At 60.1% G+C, this 19,126-nt stretch carries 16 protein-coding genes and 1 tRNA gene; 8 read left to right on the plus strand and 9 right to left on the minus strand.

What is annotated here, in order from left to right:
- Window positions 1-10: 10 nt before the first annotated feature.
- Entirely contained in the window at window positions 11-1,078 is a 1,068-nt protein-coding gene (locus tag ACB033_RS19525; protein ID WP_139726500.1) for a glycosyltransferase family 9 protein, read from the plus strand.
- Here the strand turns inward: ACB033_RS19525 and ACB033_RS19530 are convergent.
- From ACB033_RS19530 to rfaD, 6 genes are all read right to left on the minus strand, one after another.
- A complete protein-coding gene (locus ACB033_RS19530) occupies window positions 1,014-2,126 on the minus strand; it encodes a glycosyltransferase family 9 protein (protein ID WP_371140704.1) in 1,113 nt (370 codons plus the stop codon). The two genes, ACB033_RS19525 and ACB033_RS19530, sit on opposite strands and share 65 nt — an antisense overlap.
- 55 nt (window positions 2,127-2,181) lie before the next feature.
- A complete protein-coding gene (locus tag ACB033_RS19535) occupies window positions 2,182-3,210 on the minus strand; it encodes a glycosyltransferase family 9 protein (protein ID WP_162519993.1) in 1,029 nt (342 codons plus the stop codon).
- A 74-nt stretch (window positions 3,211-3,284) separates the two neighbouring features.
- Window positions 3,285-3,950: a glycosyltransferase family 25 protein gene (locus ACB033_RS19540; protein ID WP_005306929.1), complete on the minus strand. Its 666-nt coding sequence runs from the start codon at window positions 3,948-3,950 to the stop codon at window positions 3,285-3,287.
- Entirely contained in the window at window positions 3,947-5,161 is a 1,215-nt protein-coding gene (locus ACB033_RS19545) for an O-antigen ligase family protein (protein ID WP_371140705.1), read from the minus strand. The genes ACB033_RS19540 and ACB033_RS19545 overlap by 4 nt, the downstream gene beginning before the upstream one ends.
- Window positions 5,162-6,925 (minus strand): polysaccharide deacetylase family protein, encoded by a 1,764-nt coding sequence (locus ACB033_RS19550; protein ID WP_371140706.1) that lies wholly within the window; start codon window positions 6,923-6,925, stop codon window positions 5,162-5,164. It lies immediately after the preceding gene.
- 50 nt (window positions 6,926-6,975) lie between these two features.
- Entirely contained in the window at window positions 6,976-7,932 is a 957-nt protein-coding gene (gene rfaD, locus ACB033_RS19555) for an ADP-glyceromanno-heptose 6-epimerase (protein WP_005306938.1), read from the minus strand.
- 154 nt (window positions 7,933-8,086) lie between these two features.
- Between rfaD and ACB033_RS19560 the strand changes: the two genes are divergently transcribed.
- From ACB033_RS19560 to ACB033_RS19580, 5 genes are all read left to right on the plus strand, one after another.
- Complete coding sequence (locus ACB033_RS19560; RefSeq protein ID WP_005306940.1) at window positions 8,087-8,731, plus strand: TetR/AcrR family transcriptional regulator; 645 nt, start codon at window positions 8,087-8,089, stop codon at window positions 8,729-8,731.
- Between the two features lie 115 nt (window positions 8,732-8,846).
- Window positions 8,847-10,037 carry a glycine C-acetyltransferase gene (locus tag ACB033_RS19565; protein WP_010635674.1) on the plus strand — a complete coding sequence of 397 codons (1,191 nt, stop codon included), beginning with the start codon at window positions 8,847-8,849 and terminating at the stop codon, window positions 10,035-10,037.
- 56 nt (window positions 10,038-10,093) lie between these two features.
- A complete protein-coding gene (gene tdh, locus ACB033_RS19570) occupies window positions 10,094-11,122 on the plus strand; it encodes an L-threonine 3-dehydrogenase (protein ID WP_139726506.1) in 1,029 nt (342 codons plus the stop codon).
- Between the two features lie 200 nt (window positions 11,123-11,322).
- Window positions 11,323-11,778 (plus strand): cytochrome c5 family protein, encoded by a 456-nt coding sequence (locus ACB033_RS19575; protein WP_017786998.1) that lies wholly within the window; start codon window positions 11,323-11,325, stop codon window positions 11,776-11,778.
- An 85-nt stretch (window positions 11,779-11,863) separates the two neighbouring features.
- Complete coding sequence (locus ACB033_RS19580; RefSeq protein ID WP_005306951.1) at window positions 11,864-14,137, plus strand: bifunctional diguanylate cyclase/phosphodiesterase; 2,274 nt, start codon at window positions 11,864-11,866, stop codon at window positions 14,135-14,137.
- A 10-nt stretch (window positions 14,138-14,147) separates the two neighbouring features.
- Here the strand turns inward: ACB033_RS19580 and rep are convergent, their stop codons facing one another.
- Entirely contained in the window at window positions 14,148-16,160 is a 2,013-nt protein-coding gene (gene rep / locus ACB033_RS19585; protein WP_139726507.1) for a DNA helicase Rep, read from the minus strand.
- Window positions 16,161-16,325: 165 nt separating this feature from the next.
- On the opposite strand from rep, the gene ACB033_RS19590 reads away from it, so the two are divergent.
- Window positions 16,326-17,546, plus strand: a complete 1,221-nt coding sequence (locus tag ACB033_RS19590; RefSeq protein WP_139726508.1) for an aminotransferase class V-fold PLP-dependent enzyme — start codon at window positions 16,326-16,328, stop codon at window positions 17,544-17,546.
- Window positions 17,547-17,559: 13 nt separating this feature from the next.
- Window positions 17,560-17,994, plus strand: coding sequence for a SufE family protein (locus tag ACB033_RS19595; protein ID WP_139726509.1), 435 nt, complete (start codon window positions 17,560-17,562; stop codon window positions 17,992-17,994).
- Window positions 17,995-18,015: 21 nt separating this feature from the next.
- Here ACB033_RS19595 and tcdA read toward each other — a convergent pair whose 3' ends face one another.
- Entirely contained in the window at window positions 18,016-18,852 is an 837-nt protein-coding gene (gene tcdA / locus ACB033_RS19600; RefSeq protein ID WP_042072484.1) for a tRNA cyclic N6-threonylcarbamoyladenosine(37) synthase TcdA, read from the minus strand.
- A gap of 167 nt (window positions 18,853-19,019) precedes the next feature.
- Window positions 19,020-19,096 (minus strand) — tRNA-Asp (locus ACB033_RS19605).
- Window positions 19,097-19,126: the final 30 nt, after the last annotated feature.

The raw sequence follows: 19,126 nt of genomic DNA on the forward strand, positions 1-19,126 counted from the left end.
GGCCTGCCTTATGAAATACCTAGTAGTTCAAACCAAACAGATAGGGGATGTACTGATCTCCACCGCGCTGTGCAACAACCTCAAGCAGAATGACCCAAGCGGCGAGGTTCACTATCTGGTCATGGATTATTGCGCGGGTATGGCGCAGGGCAATCCCAATATCGATCGGCTCATCATCATCGAGAAGGCCAGGCGCAACGAGTGGCGCTACATGAAGGATCTGCTGCTGGCCATTCGCCGCGAACGCTACGATGTGGTGGTCAACAGCCAGGGCCAGATGATCGGCCTGCTCAGCTGCCTCTTCTCCGGTGCCCGCCTGCGCATCGGCTTTGACTCCTTCCCCTGGCGGCTCGGCCACAACCGCATCGTCCGTTTTCGCAAGGACACCGAGTTTCAGGGCAACAGCACCCTGGTCGACGACCGCTTCTCGCTGCTCAAGCCGCTCAAGCTGGCCCGCGAGGATCGCAACTACTACCTCTGGCTGAGTGAAGAAGAGAAACAACAAGGAAGGGATGCCCTGCTGGCTGCCGGCGTCGACCTGAACCGCCCGCTGATCGCCATGGGCGTCAACTCGCTAGGACACTACAAGCGCTGGCCTATCGACTGCTTCGCCAAGGTCGCCCAGTGGCTGATCGAGCAGCACAATGCCCAGATCCTGATCTACTGCGGGCCGGGGGAGGAGGAGTACAACCGCGGCCTGAAACCGCTGCTGCCCGCCGCCCTGCAAGCCAGCGTCTTCGACCACATCAAGACCCGCTCGGTACGGGAGCTGGTGGGACTGTTTGCCCACTGCCGGCTGTTTGTCGGCAATGACACCGGCCCCCGCCACATGGCACAGGCCATCGACCTGCCCCTGCTGACCATAGTGGCCCCCGGTGGCGACAAGATCATCGCCAACCCGGTCAACCACCCCCGCTATCAGGCCATTGATGTGTTCGATGCCAAGGGGCACGGCTTCCAGCTGCCGCAGAACGCGGAGAAGGACTTCATAGACGAAGCCCTGCTGCGCGCCATCACTCCCGAGCTGGTGATTGCACGGCTGACAGCGCTGCCTGATTGGCAAGCAGCCACGCCCTGAAAGTACACTCGAATTCGGCCAGATCGAGGGAGTTGATATCCTGCTCCCTGGTATTGGTCGAGAACAGCACTGTGGCTGACGGGGAGTTGGGGTGCCACTCGAGGAAGTTCTCGTTGCCGCCCCCTATATCCGGGTTATAGAGGCCAAGAATGGGCTTGTGCAGCCCGGCGGCGATGTGCACCGTGGCCGTGTCCACCGAGATCAGCCCCTGACACTGGCGCAGCTGGGCAAACAGTCCGGCCAGCGAGGGCGCATCCGGTGACAGCAGCAGACGATCCGGCCGGCTCAGGTCGGCCCGGATCCCGGCCACTTCTTCTTCCATGCCAGGCGGATAGAGCAGACAGATGGCGCCAGAGCCAGCCGCCAGCATCTGCTCAATCATCTGGCTGATAAGTTCGGGCCGCAGACGGCGGGAGCTGCCACTGCCATAAGGGTTGAAACAGAGGACCGGCGCAGCCGGCCACCAGCTGGCCAGCGCATCGGGCGGGCTCATGGTCGGGACTATGTACTGCTGATCCGGATTGCTCACGCCGAGCCGCTGCAGCAGCAGGGCAAACTTGTCGGAGAAGTGCATGCCGTTGGAGGCCTTGCCCAGCTTGAGGTTGACCGCCTGCAGGGCATCGTCCATGCCGGCGACCCAATCCGCCCTGACCTGACTGATGAAGAAGATATCCTTCATTTTCAGCATCTTGCCAAAATGCACCAGGCACTCCACTTCCCCCAGCGAATGGGCCAGCCGCTTGAGCTGGCCATAGCCCGGCCGCTTGGGCACCTCTATCACCTTGTCCATGCCGAAATGATCGCGAAACAGGGGCGCCATGGCCGCGGTCGTGACGATCCACACCTCCCGCTCCGGGCTGGCGCGCTTGATCTCGCGGGCCACCCAGGACGAGACGATGGCATCGCCCAGTTTGGCATCCCAGCGCAGCAACACTATCTTCCCCTTGTGCTCGTGCAGCGGAGCCGGCCGCTTGCGATCGAACAACAGCTGCCCCAGCTTGCGGCGAAGAATGTCACGCTGGAGTTGCAGATCGTTGATTAATGACATGAATCCACCAGAAGGGCCGTTGAATTGGGAGAACGATGATACCAGCCTGACGCGGCTAGAGCGCCATCAGGGCATCGACCTGACGACTGATTTCGGCTGGCGACAGGGCCGCCAGCTGGTCCGTGGTCGAGCGCAGGATGATATTGCGACCCGCCAGCGGAATGAAGGCATCGCGCCAGCGCTCGTTGTTCATCAACACCAGGGTGGGCACCCCGAAGGAAGAGGAGATATGGATGATGGAGGTATCGGTCGAGATGACCCCTCGCGCATCCTTGATGATCTTGGCGGCATCGAGAATGGTGTCGGGAAACAGCGCTCTCATGTCTTGCCGCGAACAGACCACGGGCTGCCTGGAGAACACCAGGTAGGAGATCCCTTCATAGGCAGGCAACTGCGCCAGGATGCCGTCGATCTGCGCCTCCGTCATCGAGTTGCCGACCTGGCTGCCCGTCAGGTTGACCAGCAGATAACGGCCATACGCACGGGTATCCAGCTGCTCATTGCAGGGGGACGGTATGGTGACCGGCACCCCGGTCTGCTCACCGGTCACGCTGAGCATGCGATAGACGAAGTGATCCCGCACTGGGCGTGACGACACTATGGTGGCCTTCTTGTTGAACAGCGGCAGCAACTTCTGCTGCCCTTCGCTCTTGAAGCGCAGGGGCAACGACTGCAAGCGCCCGTTGGCCAGCAACAGCAACTTGGCCATGGCGATATCGTCAGGCTCGTCAAACAGATTGATCACCAGATCATATCGCCGCTGCCTGAGTTCACGCAGCTTGCACCACATGCTCACCGGCAACAGGGTGTCGTTGAGGGTGATCACGTGACATTCGTCGATCCCGACGACCGACGCCGCCAGCAGCTGGTTGCGCCGGCTGCACACCAGCTCGAGGCGCGCGGCGGGGTACATTTCCCTGAGCCTGGCGATGGCCGGCAGGGTAAGAATGAAGTCGCCGATGGCGTCATAACCGACCACCAGCACCCTCTCCACCTGCGCTCCGGCAGGGCATGGGGCGGCGTCAGGCTCTCTGCCAATCAGCCATCTGGCAATGGAATGGGTAAGCAACTTTTTGAGGTTCATGGGTCATCCAGCATGTGTGGCCGCTGCTTTGGCAAGGCCCGCAGGGTGCCGACCCGCCGTCGGCACGCTCCGCCCTATTTCAGATAGTGGCCGTAGGCCCTGTCATCTATGGTGGTGGTGAACAGATCCACATCCAGACAGCTGGGCTCCACCCCGGATGCGGTCAGGCCATTGAGCTGCAACCGGCCGGTCAGATAGTCGGAAGGCATCCGCAGCGGATAGGCGCACTGCAACAGCTTCTTGGCCCCGGTTAGACTCAGTACATACCCTGCGGTAGAAAGCACACCTCGTTTGGAGGTGCGGCTGGGGGTCAGGTATCTGGCGAGTCGATAACCACCCGGCAGGGATGACAGGAACGGCCAGCGTTTGGCTTTACCATGGTGCAGGAAGACGATTTCCGATTTGCAGGAGTGCACTATGGCCTCGATGATGGCCTTGCTGTGCATGTGCAGGTAGATGTCATCCTCCAGCACCACGCAGCGCTCAATGCCCTCGGCGACGATGCGCTCATAAAGCCGGATATGGCTCATGGCACAACCTATCTCACCAAAGCTCAGCGCATGACCGCACACTTCCTTGGCCAGTTCAAAATCCACCTTGGCCAGTTCGGCACTGCTCAACGCCTTCCCGTCGGTTGCGTCTACAAATTCGAAATCTATGCCCAAATGCGCCATCTGCTGGACAACCATCGCTCGTCGCTCAACGCTGCGAGCCAAACTGATGACAAAGACTGGAATCATGACGTACGGGTATCCTTTTTCAACTCATGGGCAAACCAGATGAAAACCAGGCTGAGCGTGTACAGATAGAGCACACCTTGATGCTCAAACGGCACATCACTCAATGAATTAACTGAAAACGCCAGCGGCACCAGCACCCCGGCGGAAACCTTGCTGATGTTGATCGCGGCAAGGTAGAGAGGCCAACCCAGAAAAACCAGCAGCACGACAAAGCCGATGCCGCCCCGGATCACCAGGTTCTGCATGTACTGATTATGGGCATGGGCTAACTCTGAGCTCAGAATAGATGGTGATAATAACCCTCTCTCAGCTTGGCTCCGTTTCAGTGAGTCAAAACCGTCTGTCCCTACCCCAGCCAATGGTGAGTCTAGGAATCCTAGCCAAGCACTCTGCCAGGCTATGACACGCAAGCCCCAAGACGAGTAATATGAGCCAGCTTCTACCAACTTATATTCAGATACTGCGGAGAGTATTCGAGCCTGTGCCAACTGATTATTTTGATATATTGCGCCTGTCGTGGCCATGCAGAGCACGGCGACGGCAATGTATTTCCAGGGTTTGAAGTAGGCCTTGTAACAGATGACGTAGGCAAGAATGACCCCGAAGGCGAGCCAGACCCCCCGACTCTGGGAGAGATATAGCGCAAACAGGGCTGCCATCAAACCGACCAGACTCCCCCCCCTCAACCATCCAGGCAACTCTCTTTGCTGGAAGACAAACCAGTTGAGGATGGCCAGCGTCAACGCTGCCTGAGAGAAGAGAATGGCATTGGTGAACCCCTCCACCCTGGCGCTACCATGATGATACTGCCAGAAGCTGAGGATCCCGAGTCCGACGCCACCCAGTACGATGGCCAGATACCCCAGCATCAGCAGCACGGGTTTGCGCGGCATCATCAGCACGAAGACAGCGACATAAAACAGCCCCCGCATCACCCCGTACTGATCGCCATGGATCAACCGGTTCACGAAGATCATGACGGCGTACACCAGCAGGCCCCAGAGAATCCGTCGATCTTTGAGCCCCACATCCCGCTGCTTGCCGACAAAGTAGTTCAACAGACCGAAGATCCCGGTCACCGCCAGCAGGTTGGACTGCATACTCTGGCCGGCTGGCACCAGAAACAGGCCGCAAAAGGCAAAGATGATGGTCAGTCCGAACAGGGCTGTGGTTACTTTATCGAGCAAAACGAGGCTTCTGCTGAGCATCAATCACGACTTCCTGAAGACATAGTTACCCCGGATCTTGCGCCACAGGCCAAACACATCGGTACGCGGGAAGATGGCGATGCGGCGGATCCGGAAGGGGTCCTGGTGCATGGCTCTGGGCCCGCTGTTGGTGGCCACGGCAAAACGGTAGCCCGCCGCCATCGCCTGCACCTTGGCGCTCTCATCCATATCCCCATAAGGGTAGGCGAACGACAGCAAAGGGTAGCCAAGCAGAGTCTCGAGTTGCCGCTTGTTCTCTTGTATTTCGTGGGCTTGCTGCTCGGGACTCAGTGTACTCAACCTGGGATGGGTCAGGGTATGGCCGCCGATCTCCACATGGCCGGAGGCCACCAGCGCCTTGAGCTGCTCGCCATTCATCAGGTCCACCCGGGTGTCCGGGTTGCTCGCCTGCTCCACGTCCCAGCGGTTATACCCTTCCCCCGTGACCACGTATACCACGGCTTTGTAACCATATTTTTCCAGCAGCGGCAGCATGCGGGTCAGGTTGTCCTGATAGCCGTCGTCAGCCGTGATCATCAGGTATCTCTTGCCGTATTGCAGACGATGGATGAAGCCCTTGTCCGCCAGGTCGCGAAAGGTCAGGGTCTCATAACCCAGCCACTTCATCAGGCGCAGGTGCTTTTCGAACATGGTGATCGGCATCCAGGTACCGTGCACCCCCTTCTCGCTCTCGTGCTCGATGAAGCGGTGGTACATGATGACCGGCATCTCGCGGCGCAGGGTTTCGACCACCGCATCCTGATAGATGGACTCCAACCCGGAGACGACTCCCGCCAAGCCATACTCGGCCTGAATGCGCTGACGGATAACGTCGGAGACGCTGCCGCTGGCCAGGGCCGGGGCAATCTGCGTCTTCAGCGCGGCAAAATCGATAGCCAGATCCCTGGGGCCTATGTCGCCAAAGTTGCTGGCCAACGCCTCATCCAGATTCTGCCCGGTCACCAGGCCGATGGCCTTGGCCTCGCCGATGGCAAATGCCGGACGACCGCACAACAGGGCCTCCATCGCTACCCGACCGGCACCGATCACCAGATCGCATTGCGCCATCAGGGCAGGGACATCCTCTACGTAACCGACGAAATCGACCCGGTCACGAAAACGCGCGAAGCGCTCGGGCAGCTGGCTGCCGCTCACCACCTTCACCTGGCAGGCATCCAGATCCAGCACTTCATCCAGCAACCGGTAGCAGAGCTCCCCCTTGGGGCCGCTCAGCCGGCCTATGATGGCGATCACCGGCTTGGCGTTGTCCGGAGCCGGCACGGGCTGGAACTTGTCGGTTTCGATGCCGTTACGCAGCACCTGTACGATGGCCGGATCCACCCCCAGGTTGTCGATGATCTGGCTGGCGATATCTTCGCACACCGCCACCGCCCGAAAACCGAGGGCATGAAAGGCCTTGCGCGAGGCATGCACCGGCTGGCGTCCGTGTACCGTGGTGATCATGGGAGTGCCGGTCAGCTTGCAGGCCACATAGCTGCTCCAGCCGGAGGCGCGGGAGTGGGCATGCACCAACTGGATATGATGCTTCTTGATGAGGTAGACGAGGTAAAACACGTGCCAGAAGCGGCGCAGTATGCTGCGCTTGTTGAATCGCAGCTTGAATACCTGGCCTAGCGTGGGCTTGGTCAGGGTGTCCGATACGTAGAAAACCTGGTGGCCACGCCGGGTCAATTCGTTACCGACCGTGGTGGCATAGACCTCAGCTCCCGTCACTTCGAGCTGGGAGAGTGCCATCAATATATTCATGGGAGGGTATCCGAACGACGGGTGACCAGCAGCCACCCGTCAGAGGGGGATCAAGCCCGGTTCAACCAGGCCATGTAGTCGGCCACGCCTTCGGCCACAGTCTTGAACTCGGCGTCATAGCCGACACCGCGCAGCTTGGTCATGTCCGCCTGGGTGAAGCTCTGATAGCGACCCTTGAGGTGATCCGGGAAGGGAATGTACTCGACGGCGCCCTTCTGATGATGCTTGATCACCGCCTCGGCCACGTTCTGGAACGGCTCGGCACGACCGGTACCGCAGTTGAAGATGCCGGAATGTTGCGGATTCTGCCAGAACCAGAGGTTCACCTTGCAGACGTCATCCACATAGATGAAGTCGCGCATCTGGCCGCCGTTGGGGAAACCGTCGCAACCTTCGAACAACTTGGGATTCTCGCCCTTCTTCACCTGGGTGTTGAGGTGGAAGGCAACCGAGGCCATGGAGCCCTTGTGCTGCTCGCGCGGGCCATAGACGTTGAAGTACTTGAGGCCGACTACCTGAGAGTTGATCTCCGGCATCCAGCGGCGCACATACTGGTCGAACAGCTGCTTGGAGTAGCCGTAGACGTTGAGCGGCTGCTCGAACTTGGGATCTTCGATGAAGTTGTCGTTGCGCCCGCCGTAGGTCGCGGCGGAAGAGGCGTAGATGAACGGAATTTCCCGCTCGATGCAGTAGTGGAACAGATCCTTGGAGTACTCGTAGTTGACCTCCATGATGAACTTGCCGTTCCACTCGGTGGTGGCGGAGCAGGCACCTTCGTGGAAGATCACCTCGATGCCGTCCCACTCTTCAAACTCGTCACCGGAGACGATCCGCGCCTGGAACTCATCCTTATCCATGTAATCGGCAATGGTCAGATCGACCAGATTGACGAACTTGGTGCCGTCGGTCAGATCATCGATGACCACGATGTCGGTCCGTCCTTGAGCGTTCAGCTGCTTGACCAGATTGCTGCCGATAAAGCCAGCACCGCCAGTTACTACGATCATGGAGTTTGCCTCGCGTACGTTGATGGTCACATGTGACTGCCTGTTAAAGCTGTGTATAGTGAGCCAATTTAAAATTGCCGAAAAGTTTATCACGGGCCGCAGGGGGATTCGACCTTGACGAGATCGCCCCCGGGACCCGGCAGAGGGAGCAGCGATGAAAACCAGAGACAGGATCATTCACAGCGCCACCGAGCTGTTCAACGATCAGGGTGAGCGCAACATCACCACCAATCACATTGCCGCCCACCTCGGCATCAGCCCGGGCAACCTCTATTACCACTTCCGCAATAAAGAAGACATCATCCACTCCATCTTCGACCAGTACGCCCGTCACCTGAGCGAGAGCTTCACACCGGCCCGCAGCGATGAGATCAAGCTGGAAAACCTGATGGGCTATCTGGATGCCATCTTCTATCTGATGTGGCAGTTCCGCTTTTTCTACGCCAACCTGCCGGACATTCTCAGTCGCGACGAGCCGTTGCAGCAGAAGTACCTCAAGGCCCAGGAGCAGCTACGCGCCGCCGTGGTGGCCCTGCTCAGGAGCCTGCGCGAGGGCGGCATCATCGATGTCAGCGACGAGGATCTGCCGGATCTGGGCCAGACCATCAAGATGGTGGTGACCTGCTGGATCCCGTTCCAGATCGCCCAGGCTCCCAGCACCCGCATCACCAAGCCACTGCTCTATCAGGGCGTCTTGCGGGTGCTGTTCCTGCTGCGCCCCTATGTGCAGCCACAGGTGGCCGAACAGATCCGCCAGCTGGAGCAGCATTACCGTCAACTGGCCCAACCAGCTGGGTGAGATCTGTTTCACATTTGTTGAACATCAGCACAATAATTTGAATTCGCCGCAACAGATTGCAGTAAAATGTCGTCCTCTGTTGATACGCAGCTGAAATAGCCAATGAGGATCGAGGATGTCTAACGGATTCTATCGTCACCTGACCGAGCAACTTGAGCAGGTACAGGCTGAAGGATTGTACAAGCAGGAACGCGTCATCACCTCGGCCCAGCAGGCCCGGATTGCGGTGGGCGGCGAGCAGGTACTGAACTTCTGTGCCAACAACTATCTGGGGCTGGCCAACCACCCCGATCTGATCGAAGCGGCCCACCAGGGGCTGGACAGCCACGGCTTCGGCATGGCCTCGGTCCGTTTCATCTGCGGCACCCAGGATCAGCACAAGGCGCTGGAGCAGAAGCTGTCAGCCTTCCTCGGCACCGAAGACACCATCCTCTACTCTTCCTGCTTCGATGCCAACGGCGGTCTGTTCGAGACGCTGTTCGGCGCCGAAGACGCCATCATCTCCGATGCCCTCAACCACGCCTCCATCATCGATGGGGTCCGCTTGTGCAAAGCCAAGCGCTATCGCTACGCCAACAATGACATGGCCGAGCTGGAAGCCCAGCTCAAGCAGGCCGATGCCGATGGTGCCCGCTTCAAGCTGATCGCCACCGACGGCGTCTTCTCCATGGATGGCGTCATCGCCGACCTCAAATCCATCTGCGATCTGGCTGACAAGTACGATGCGCTGGTGATGGTGGATGACTCCCATGCCGTCGGCTTCATCGGTGAGAACGGCCGCGGCACCCACGAATACTGTGGCGTGATGGAGCGGGTCGACATCATCACCGGCACCCTGGGCAAGGCGCTCGGCGGCGCCTCCGGCGGTTACACCTCCGGCAAGAAAGAGGTGATCGACTGGTTGCGTCAGCGCTCCCGCCCCTACCTCTTCTCCAACTCGCTGGCCCCCTCCATCGTCGCGGCCACCATCAAGGTGATCGACATGCTGGCCGACGGCCACGATCTGCGTGCCCGCCTGAAGGAGAACAGCCAGTACTTCCGCGAGCGGATGAGCGCCGCCGGTTTTACTCTGGCTGGCGCCGATCACGCCATCATCCCGGTGATGCTGGGGGACGCCAAGCTGGCAGCCGAGATGGCGAGCCGCATGCTGGCCGCCGGCATCTATGTGGTGGGCTTCTCCTTCCCGGTCGTGCCCAAGGGCCAGGCCCGCATCCGCACCCAGATGTCCGCCGCCCATACCCGCGAACAGCTGGATCAGGCCATCGATGCCTTCATTCGCATCGGCCGCGAACTCGGCATCATCTGATTTGAATCAAGGGGCCCGGCGCCCCTTTTTTCTGCGTTCATCGTGAAGGAACAACCATGAAAGCACTCTCCAAACTGCACAAAGAAGTCGGCATCTGGATGACGGACGTACCGGCCCCCGAACTCGGCCACAACGACCTGCTCATCAAGATCCGCAAGACTGCCATCTGTGGCACCGATATCCACATCTACAACTGGGACGAATGGTCACAGAAGACCATCCCGGTCCCCATGGTGGTCGGCCACGAATACGTCGGTGAAGTTGTTGCCGTGGGCCAGGAAGTGCGCGGCTTCGCGGTCGGTGACCGGGTCTCCGGCGAAGGCCACATCACCTGTGGCCACTGCCGCAACTGCCGTGCCGGCCGCACCCACCTGTGCCGCAACACCATAGGTGTCGGCGTCAACCGCCCCGGCGCTTTTGCCGAGTACCTGGTGATCCCGGCCTTCAACGCCTTCAAGCTGCCGGACAACATCCCGGATGAGCTGGCCGCCATCTTCGATCCGTTCGGCAACGCGGTGCACACCGCCCTCTCCTTCGACCTGGTGGGTGAAGACGTGCTGATCACCGGCGCCGGCCCCATCGGCATCATGGCTGCCGCCGTCTGCCGCCATGTGGGTGCCCGTCACGTGGTGATCACCGACGTCAACGAGTACCGGCTCGAGCTGGCCCGCAAGATGGGCGCCACCCGCGCCGTCAACGTGGCCAAGGAGCACCTCTCCGACGTGATGAGCGAGCTTGGCATGACCGAGGGGTTCGACGTGGGGCTGGAGATGTCCGGCGTCCCCTCCGCCTTCCAGGACATGATCGACAAGATGAACCACGGCGGCAAAATCGCCATGCTCGGCATTCCCCCCGCCACCATGGCCATCGACTGGGGCAAGGTGATCTTCAAAGGCTTGTTCATCAAGGGGATTTACGGCCGCGAGATGTTTGAAACCTGGTACAAGATGGCGAGCCTCATCCAGTCCGGGCTCGATCTCTCCCCCATCATCACCCACCGCTTCCACATCGACGACTTCCAGCAAGGCTTCGATGCCATGCGCTCCGGCCAGTCCGGCAAGGTGATCCTCAGCTGGAACAAATAAGCCTTTCAGCACGTCAATCAGATGAAGCCCGGTGAAAACCGGGTTTCTTTTTTGCAGGCCGGCCTCGCCAGTTTGTGATCCGACGAAGAAACTTTGCACGCAGAGTGCTTAACACTTCACACACAAGCGTTTAAATGGCTGTAACTATTCGGTTATAATCCAGTCGTTTTCTAGGGATAATAAAAGCCTGCTGGGAGTACATGAGCGTGTTGAAAAAACTGAGCTATTTGCTGGCGGTCGGGATGACGGCCGCCAGTTTGTCCGGTGCCGTGCTGGCTGCCGATGATATGTCGCCGGAGGCCATTGCCGAGCGCATCAAGCCTGTCGGTCAGGTCTACACCGCCAAGGATCTGGAAGGGATTGCGACCGCAGGCGCAGCCCCTGCGGCGGCCGCGTCATCCGGCCCGCGCGACGGTGAAGCCGTGTTCAAGGGCGCCTGCTTCGCCTGTCACGATGCCGGCATCGCCGGCGCGCCCAAGCGCGGCGACAAGGCTGCCTGGGAGCCTCGTATCGCCCAAGGCATTGAAACACTTAAGAAACATGCCATTGCCGGCTTCGCAGGCAAGACCGGTGTCATGCCACCCAGAGGGACTTGCGCCACCTGTAGCGATGAAGAGATCGAAAACGCCATTCACTACATGATCGACAAGCTCTAAGTGATTGAAAGGGCCGCATATGCGGCCCTTTCAATCTGATGACTTCCGACTACTCTTTGAAGGGTAGATAAATCGGGAGTCACTCATGTCAGCGCAACCCACAGCACCACATTACTCGACTCCCTTGCTGGCGTTGGTTTCCGCTATTATGGATTTCCCCGCCCCCTCCGTCGCCACCGCCAAAGATTACGACACCCTGATTCAGCAGCTGAACCAGCTCTGTCCGTTGCAACATTTCGGCATGCTCGGTCTGTCGGAAGCCGGACTGCACTGGGTGTGTGAATACCAGGTCCCCGACAGCTTCAAACTGCAGCTGGGGCTGGAAGAGTCACGCATCACGGATCAACTGGCCCAGTTGGACGAAGCCGAGGGTTGGTGCACCCTGCCGGTCGAGCACGGTCAGATCCAGTGGTTGCTGGCCTGCTGCCAGCCCAAGGAGCTGCCGACACTGCGCCTGTTGCTGGAGTGCCTGGCCAAACGGCTGAACGAGACCCAAGCTGGCTCCCAGCTGTCAGAGCTGGCCTCGCCGCTCATTCGCAAGGATCCGGACTGGCAGAGAAAGATCGAGAGCATCAACCGCATCATCCGGCTGGCCAACACCCTGCCCAGCCAGGCGCTCTTCTCCCAGCTCGAGGCTGTGTTGCGCCAGATGCTCGCCATTCAGGACATGCTGCTGGTACGCATCGACAGCCACCGGCTCGAGAAGATCTACCCGGAACTGCCCCACCACAGCGACGAATTCATCACCGGGCTCTGCCACAGCACCAACAACATTGAGCAGCACAAGGAGCAGCTTTACTGGTACAGCCAGCCGCTGCGTCTCCAGCAGCAGTACTTCGCCCACTTCCTCATCAGCCTACAACAGCCGCTGGAAACCGACGACCGGCTGTTTCTCGACTTTCTGCGCAGCCAGCTGACCCTGCTGCTGGAGCTGAGACGGATCCGCCAGCAGCTGCACGACATCAACTCGGAAGACTCCATCAACCAGCGGCTGCAGCAGTTGCGCCAGACCAACCTCAGGCTGCAGAAGCAGTTGAAGCAGCACCAGGAGCTGGAACGCCGGCTGCAGTTCGATGCCCTGCACGACCCGCTGACCCAACTACCCAACCGGGCACTGTTGATGAACCACCTCAACCACGCCATGACCCACTTTCACCGCTACAAGTCGCCCGGGTTTTCGCTGATCTTCATCGATGTGGACCACTTCAAGCAGGTCAACGACACTCTCGGCCACAGCGCCGGCGACCAGCTGCTCAAGGAGATGAGCCGCCGCCTGCAAACCTGCATCCGACAAAACGACATGGTGGCCAGGCTGGGGGGGGACGAGTTCGTCATCTATCTGGACAGCAGCAAGACCGAGGAAGATATCAGCCCGGTGCTCAACCGCATCATCAGCCGCCTCTCCTATCCCTTCCGGCTGATGGGCAACGAACTCGGCATCACGGTGAGTCTCGGGGTCGCCAGCGTATCGGAACAGACATCCGACATCAGCCAGCTGTTGCATCAGGCCGATCTGGCCATGTACCAGGCCAAGCGCAACGGCCGCAGCCGCATCGTCAGCTATTCGGAGGAGTGCTCGGCCCAGACCTGGGCCTCACCGGAAGAGATGCTGGCCAGAGCGCTGCGGGCAGGCCGCATCGTGCCCTATTTCCAGCCGGTGATCCGGCTCAAGGACAGCCGCCTGACCGGGCTGGAGGTCATGGCACGCTGGATCACCGAAGAGGGGGTACTCAAGGACGCATTCGACTTCATCCCGCTGGCGGAGCAGTGTGGCCTCATCCAGGAGCTGGATTACCAGATCCTGCGCCACACCTGCCAGCAGTTGAAGGAGTGGCTGCCGCTCTCCGGCCAGAGCAAGTTCAAGGTGGCCATCAACCTGTCCGGCAAGCATCTGGTCAGCCATGAACAGATCATGCAACTGGTCGAGATCATCGAATCCGAGGGGATCTCCCCCGGCTATCTGATTTTCGAATTCAACGAGCGGGAACTGTCACGGCAGGATTCCGATGCCCTCACCTCACTGCACGAGCTGAGGGCCAAGGGCATCCAGATCAGCCTGGATGATTTCGGTACTGGCTTCTCTTCCCTCAATGCCCTGTTCCACTTCCCGGTGGACTACATCAAGGTGGATGACAGCTTCACCCATCGCATGCTGCAATCTCCCAAGGATCTGGCCCTCATTCGCGCCATGCGCGACATCTGCCAGGATCTGGACTTCACCCTGGTGGTGGAAGGGATAGAGAACCAGCAGCAACTGCAGAAGCTGATCGACCTGGGCTGCCTGATGGGCCAGGGGCGCTACATTTCACCGCCCATGCCGGGCGCCGACATCACCCCCCTGCTGACCCAGAGCAAATAAGCGGAGCGACTCAATCCTTCTTGAACATGGCGCGCAGATTGGCCACCGCCATCTGCCCCTTCTGCTGGCGCTCCTCCGCACTCACCTTCTTCTGGTTTTCCCACTCCAGATCATCCTGGGGCAATTCCAGCAGGAAGCGGCTCGGCTCCGGTCGCACCGACTCGCCAAACTGGCGACGCTCCTTGCAGAGGGTGAAGGTGAGCTCGGTCTGGGCCCGGGTGATGCCCACGTAGGCGAGACGTCGCTCCTCTTCCACGTTGTCCTCATCGATGCTGGTCTGGTGAGGCAGCAACCCCTCCTCCATGCCCACCATGTAGACATAGGGAAACTCCAGCCCCTTGGAGGCGTGCAGGGTCATCAGCTGTACCTGATCGGCTTCATCCTCCCCCTCATTGCGCTCCATCATGTCGCGCAGAGTGAGACGGGTCACGACTTGAGCGAGCGTCATCGACTCTTCCAGCTCGTCCCCCTCCAGCATCTCGGTGATCCAGCGATAGAGAGTGGAAACGTTCTGCATCCGCATCTCGGCCGCCTTCGGGCTGGGTGAGGTCTCGTAGAGCCACTCCTCGTAGTGGATCTCCTTGATCATGTCCCGCACCGCCTCCACCGGATTGCCACGCAGCGCCTGATCACCGAGCCGTACCAACCAGTTGGTGAAGGCCTGCAGCGCGGTGAGGCCACGCCCGGAGAGGTGCTGCTCCAGCCCCAGCTCGAAGCTGGCGGCAAACAGGCTCTTGCCACGTTGATTGGCGTATTGTCCGAGTTTTTCCAGGGTAGTGGGGCCTATCTCGCGGCGCGGCAGGTTCACCACCCGCAGGAAGGCGGTATCCTCGTCCGGGTTCACCAGCAGCTTGAGGTAGGCCATGATGTCCTTGATCTCGGTGCGGGAGAAGAACGAGGTGCCCCCCGAGATGCGGTAGGGGATACGGTTGGTCATCAGCGCCTTCTCGAAGATCCGCGACTGATGGTTGCCCCGGTAGAGGATGGCGTAGTCCTTGAAGCGGGTACGATTCATGAACTTGTGGCCCATCAGCTCGGCGGCGATGCGCTCCGCCTCATGCTCCTCGTTCTTGGCAAACAGCACCTTGAGTTTCACCCCCTCGTCCAGCTCGGAGAAGAGCGCCTTGTCGTAGACGTGGGGGTTATTGGCGATCAGGATGTTGGCGCACTTGAGGATGCGCCGCTTGGAGCGGTAGTTCTGCTCCAGCTTGATGAGCCGCAGATTGGGGAAATCCTCGTTCAGCAGCACCAGGTTCTGCGGCTTTGCCCCGCGCCAGGAGTAGATGGACTGGTCGTCGTCCCCCACCACGGTGAAGCGGGCCCGCTCGCCGACAATCTGCTTCACCAGCTCGTACTGGCTGGTGTTGGTGTCCTGGTATTCGTCGACCAGCAGGTAGCGGATCTTGTTTTGCCAGCGCTCGCGTACCTCCTGGTTGCTCTTGAGCAGCAGGGTCGGCATCACGATGAGGTCGTCGAAATCCAGGGCGTTGTAGGCCACCATCTGGCGGTGATAACGCTCGTAGAGCTGGGCCATCAGCACCTCTTCCGGCCCGCGGGCGATGCGCATGGCGCGGGCAGGCAGGATGAGGTCGTTCTTCCAGTTGGAGATCTGGCTGATGAGGGCCGAGAGCTTGTCCTTGTCGTTGTCGAGCTCCGCCTCGGTCAGCTCCTTGAGCAGCGCCAACTGATCGGTATCGTCGAACAGGGAAAAATTGGCCTTGAGGTTCAGGCTCTTGTGCTCGCGGCGAATTATCTCGAGCCCCAGGGTATGGAAGGTGGAGACCATCAGCCCCCGCGCCTCCTTGCGGCCAAGGGTCTGGCCGACCCGCTCCTTCATCTCTCGCGCCGCCTTGTTGGTAAAGGTGACCGCCGCTATGTTGCGCGCGTTGTAGCCGCACTGCTGCACCAGATAGGCAATCTTGTTGGTGATGACGCGGGTCTTGCCCGATCCGGCACCCGCCAGCACCAGGCAAGGGCCGGAGACATACTTGACCGCTTCGTTCTGATTGGGGTTGAGCTTCATGGGCCGGATCTCTTGGCTTATGATGAGGGGCGGCATTGTAACAGAAATCACCCGGCCAGCCCCATCGAGCAATAGCTCGCCAGATGCCTTGTGTTCGGCGACGGTTTTCAGGATCATGACCGACTTTTCGAGATGATGACCACTTTTCCAGACAGTGAGGGGAGCATGAACCAGCAACAGCACGACCGGCTGCGCAGCCAGTTTCCGGCTTTGGCGCAGGAGGTCAACGGCCACCCGCTGGTCTATCTGGACAACGCCGCCACCACCCAGAAGCCGCTGGCGGTGCTGGATGCGATCAATCACTACTATCGGGCCGACAACGCCAACGTGCACCGTGCCGCCCACGCGCTGAGCGGCCGGGCCACCCGGGCCTTCGAGGCCGCCCGCGAGACGGTTGCCCGCTTTATCAATGCCCCTCGCAGTCACCAGGTGATCTGGACCCGTGGCACTACTGAAGCGATCAATCTGGTAGCCCAGAGCTGGGGGATGAGCGAGCTGAGGGCAGGGGATGAAGTCGTGCTCAGCACTCTGGAGCATCACGCCAATATCGTCCCCTGGCAGCTGGTCGCCCAGCGTACCGGCGCCGTCATCCGGGTCATCCCCCTCAATGAACGGGGCGATCTCGACATGGCTGCCTATCTGGCCATGCTGGGACCACGTACCCGACTGGTGAGCGTGGCTCACGTCTCCAATGCCCTCGGTACCGTCAATCCAGTTGAGCAGATAGTGGCGGCCGCCAAGGCGGTCGGTGCCTTGACCCTGATCGACGGTGCCCAGGCTGTGGCTCACCTAGAGGTAGATGTGCAGGCCATCGGCTGCGACTTCTACGCTTTCTCCGGCCACAAGCTCTACGGCCCGACCGGCATCGGCGTGCTGTGGGGGCGCACTGCACTGCTGGAGCGGATGCCGCCCTGGCAGGCCGGCGGCGAGATGATCGACAGAGTCAGCTTCAGCGGCACTACCTTCAATACCCTGCCCTTCAAGTTCGAGGCGGGCACTCCCCATATCGCCGGCGCCATCGGCCTTGCCGCCGCCATCGACTTTCTGATGGAGCAAGACCGGGGGTTGCTGGCCAGCCATGAAGCGGTGCTGACCGACTATCTGGTCGCCGGCCTGCGGCAGGTGCCGGGGCTGCATCTGGTCGGCGAACCCGGTCAGCGTGCCGGCGCGGTCTCCTTTCTGCTAACGGATATCCACCCGCAGGATGCCGCCACCCTGCTCGATATGCAGGGGATCGCCCTGCGAGTCGGCCACCACTGCGCCATGCCGTTGATGGACTCGCTCGGTATCGGCGGTACTATGCGTGCCTCGCTGGCCTGCTACAACAACCGGGACGATGTGGACGCCCTGCTGGCCGCCCTGCACAAGTTAAGCGACTTCTTTTAAGGCAGACAATTTCATGAGTAGCCTCGCAACCTATACCCGGATCGGCCTGGAACCCAACGCCGACACTATCCGCCAGCAATTTGCCGCCACCCATGGCTGGGAGAACCAGTACCGACTTATCATCCAGCTAGGCAAGCTGTTACCCGCCTTGCCAACAGAGTGGCAACAGGAAGAGAACCGCCTGAAAGGGTGTGAGAGCCAGGCCTGGCTAAAGGGAGAAGTGGGTGAGGACGGCAACTGGCACTTTGCCTGCGATTCCGACGCCCGCATCGTACGCGGTCTGATCGTCATCGTACTGGCGGCGCTCAATCATCAGACTGCCGATGCTATCCAGGCTTTTGATATGGATGCCTATTTCAGCGAGCTCGGGCTCGAGAAACACCTGAGCCCGTCGCGGGGCAACGGGCTCAGGGCAATAGTGTTGGCGATCCGGCAACAAGCCGTCTAACCCGCCTTGTTCAGTGGTCGATTAGGCTTCGCCAATCGACCCTACTTCTTCATTTCTAGCTTCTTTCTCGGCGCGGGCCCCGCGCTCGGCAATCTTCTTCAACACCCGGGACGCGGCCACCAGACCGAAGGTCGCCGTCACCGGCGTCACGGCACCAAAGCCGGAGGCGCAATCCATCTTCATGTTGCCATCGCTGGCCGCCTTGGCCTGACAGGTGCCACCATGGCCGTCCGGGTAGCTCAACTGCTCGGTAGAGAAGACACACTCCACCCCGAACTTGCGCGCCGGATTCTTGCTGAAGTTGTGCAGCCGGCGCAGGTCGGAGCGCACCTTGGCGGCCAGCGGATCCTGAATGGTCTTGGCCAGATCGGCCACGGTGATCTGGGTGGGGTCCATCTGCCCGCCTGCACCACCCGCCACTACCACCGGGATCTTGTTGCGCTTGCAGAAGGCAATCAGCGCCACCTTGGCCTTGACCGAGTCGATGGCATCCACCACATAGTCAAACTCCCGTTTGATGTGCTCAGCCAGGTTGTCGGCGGTGACGAAGTCATCCACCTCCATCACCTCGCAATCCGGGTTGATGGCACGAATGCGCTCGGCCATCACCTCCGTCTTGAGGCGACCAACCGTGCCCTGCATGGCGTGGATCTGGCGGTTGGTGTTGGTGATGCAGATGTCGTCCATGTCGATCAGGGTGATCTGGTTGATGCCGGCACGGGCCAGCGCCTCTGCCGCCCAGGAGCCAACGCCGCCGATCCCGACCACACAGACTTTCGCCTGGCTGAAGGAGCGCAGCGCACTCTGACCATAAAGACGGGCAATGCCCCCGAATCGCTGTAGATACTCTGCTTTCATACCACCACCTTGCTTGAGGGCGGCCATTATAGCGACAACCATGGGCGGCGGCGAATTTCAGATGAGCGTGAATCGGGATGAAACAACGAAATCGGGCTAACTGAGATGAGATAGAGAGATCGTAGAGACGAAAAAAAGCCCAGTCAATCGACTGGGCTTCTTGTTAGTGGCGGAGCGGACGGGACTCGAACCCGCGACCCCCGGCGTGACAGGCCGGTATTCTAACCGACTGAACTACCGCTCCGCATTCGGTTAGCTTTCGCTAAAGCTGTTG

Origin of the sequence: Aeromonas sp. S15(2024) (assembly GCF_041402265.1) — a bacterium.
Classification (GTDB): Bacteria; Pseudomonadota; Gammaproteobacteria; order Enterobacterales; family Aeromonadaceae; genus Aeromonas; species Aeromonas dhakensis.

What these genes read in the sequence shown, in the direction of transcription:
- rep (WP_139726507.1), bottom strand. Translation starts at nt 16,160, where the DNA reads ATGAAGCTCAACCCCAATCAGAACGAAGCGGTCAAGTATGTCTCCGGC.
- ACB033_RS19535 (WP_162519993.1), bottom strand. Translation starts at nt 3,210, where the DNA reads ATGAACCTCAAAAAGTTGCTTACCCATTCCATTGCCAGATGGCTGATT.
- ACB033_RS19565 (WP_010635674.1), top strand. Translation starts at nt 8,847, where the DNA reads ATGTCTAACGGATTCTATCGTCACCTGACCGAGCAACTTGAGCAGGTA.
- ACB033_RS19580 (WP_005306951.1), top strand. Translation starts at nt 11,864, where the DNA reads ATGTCAGCGCAACCCACAGCACCACATTACTCGACTCCCTTGCTGGCG.
- ACB033_RS19560 (WP_005306940.1), top strand. Translation starts at nt 8,087, where the DNA reads ATGAAAACCAGAGACAGGATCATTCACAGCGCCACCGAGCTGTTCAAC.
- ACB033_RS19540 (WP_005306929.1), bottom strand. Translation starts at nt 3,950, where the DNA reads ATGATTCCAGTCTTTGTCATCAGTTTGGCTCGCAGCGTTGAGCGACGA.
- ACB033_RS19525 (WP_139726500.1), top strand. Translation starts at nt 11, where the DNA reads ATGAAATACCTAGTAGTTCAAACCAAACAGATAGGGGATGTACTGATC.
- tdh (WP_139726506.1), top strand. Translation starts at nt 10,094, where the DNA reads ATGAAAGCACTCTCCAAACTGCACAAAGAAGTCGGCATCTGGATGACG.
- ACB033_RS19530 (WP_371140704.1), bottom strand. Translation starts at nt 2,126, where the DNA reads ATGTCATTAATCAACGATCTGCAACTCCAGCGTGACATTCTTCGCCGC.
- ACB033_RS19590 (WP_139726508.1), top strand. Translation starts at nt 16,326, where the DNA reads ATGAACCAGCAACAGCACGACCGGCTGCGCAGCCAGTTTCCGGCTTTG.
- ACB033_RS19575 (WP_017786998.1), top strand. Translation starts at nt 11,323, where the DNA reads ATGAGCGTGTTGAAAAAACTGAGCTATTTGCTGGCGGTCGGGATGACG.
- rfaD (WP_005306938.1), bottom strand. Translation starts at nt 7,932, where the DNA reads ATGATCGTAGTAACTGGCGGTGCTGGCTTTATCGGCAGCAATCTGGTC.
- ACB033_RS19595 (WP_139726509.1), top strand. Translation starts at nt 17,560, where the DNA reads ATGAGTAGCCTCGCAACCTATACCCGGATCGGCCTGGAACCCAACGCC.
- tcdA (WP_042072484.1), bottom strand. Translation starts at nt 18,852, where the DNA reads ATGAAAGCAGAGTATCTACAGCGATTCGGGGGCATTGCCCGTCTTTAT.
- ACB033_RS19550 (WP_371140706.1), bottom strand. Translation starts at nt 6,925, where the DNA reads ATGAATATATTGATGGCACTCTCCCAGCTCGAAGTGACGGGAGCTGAG.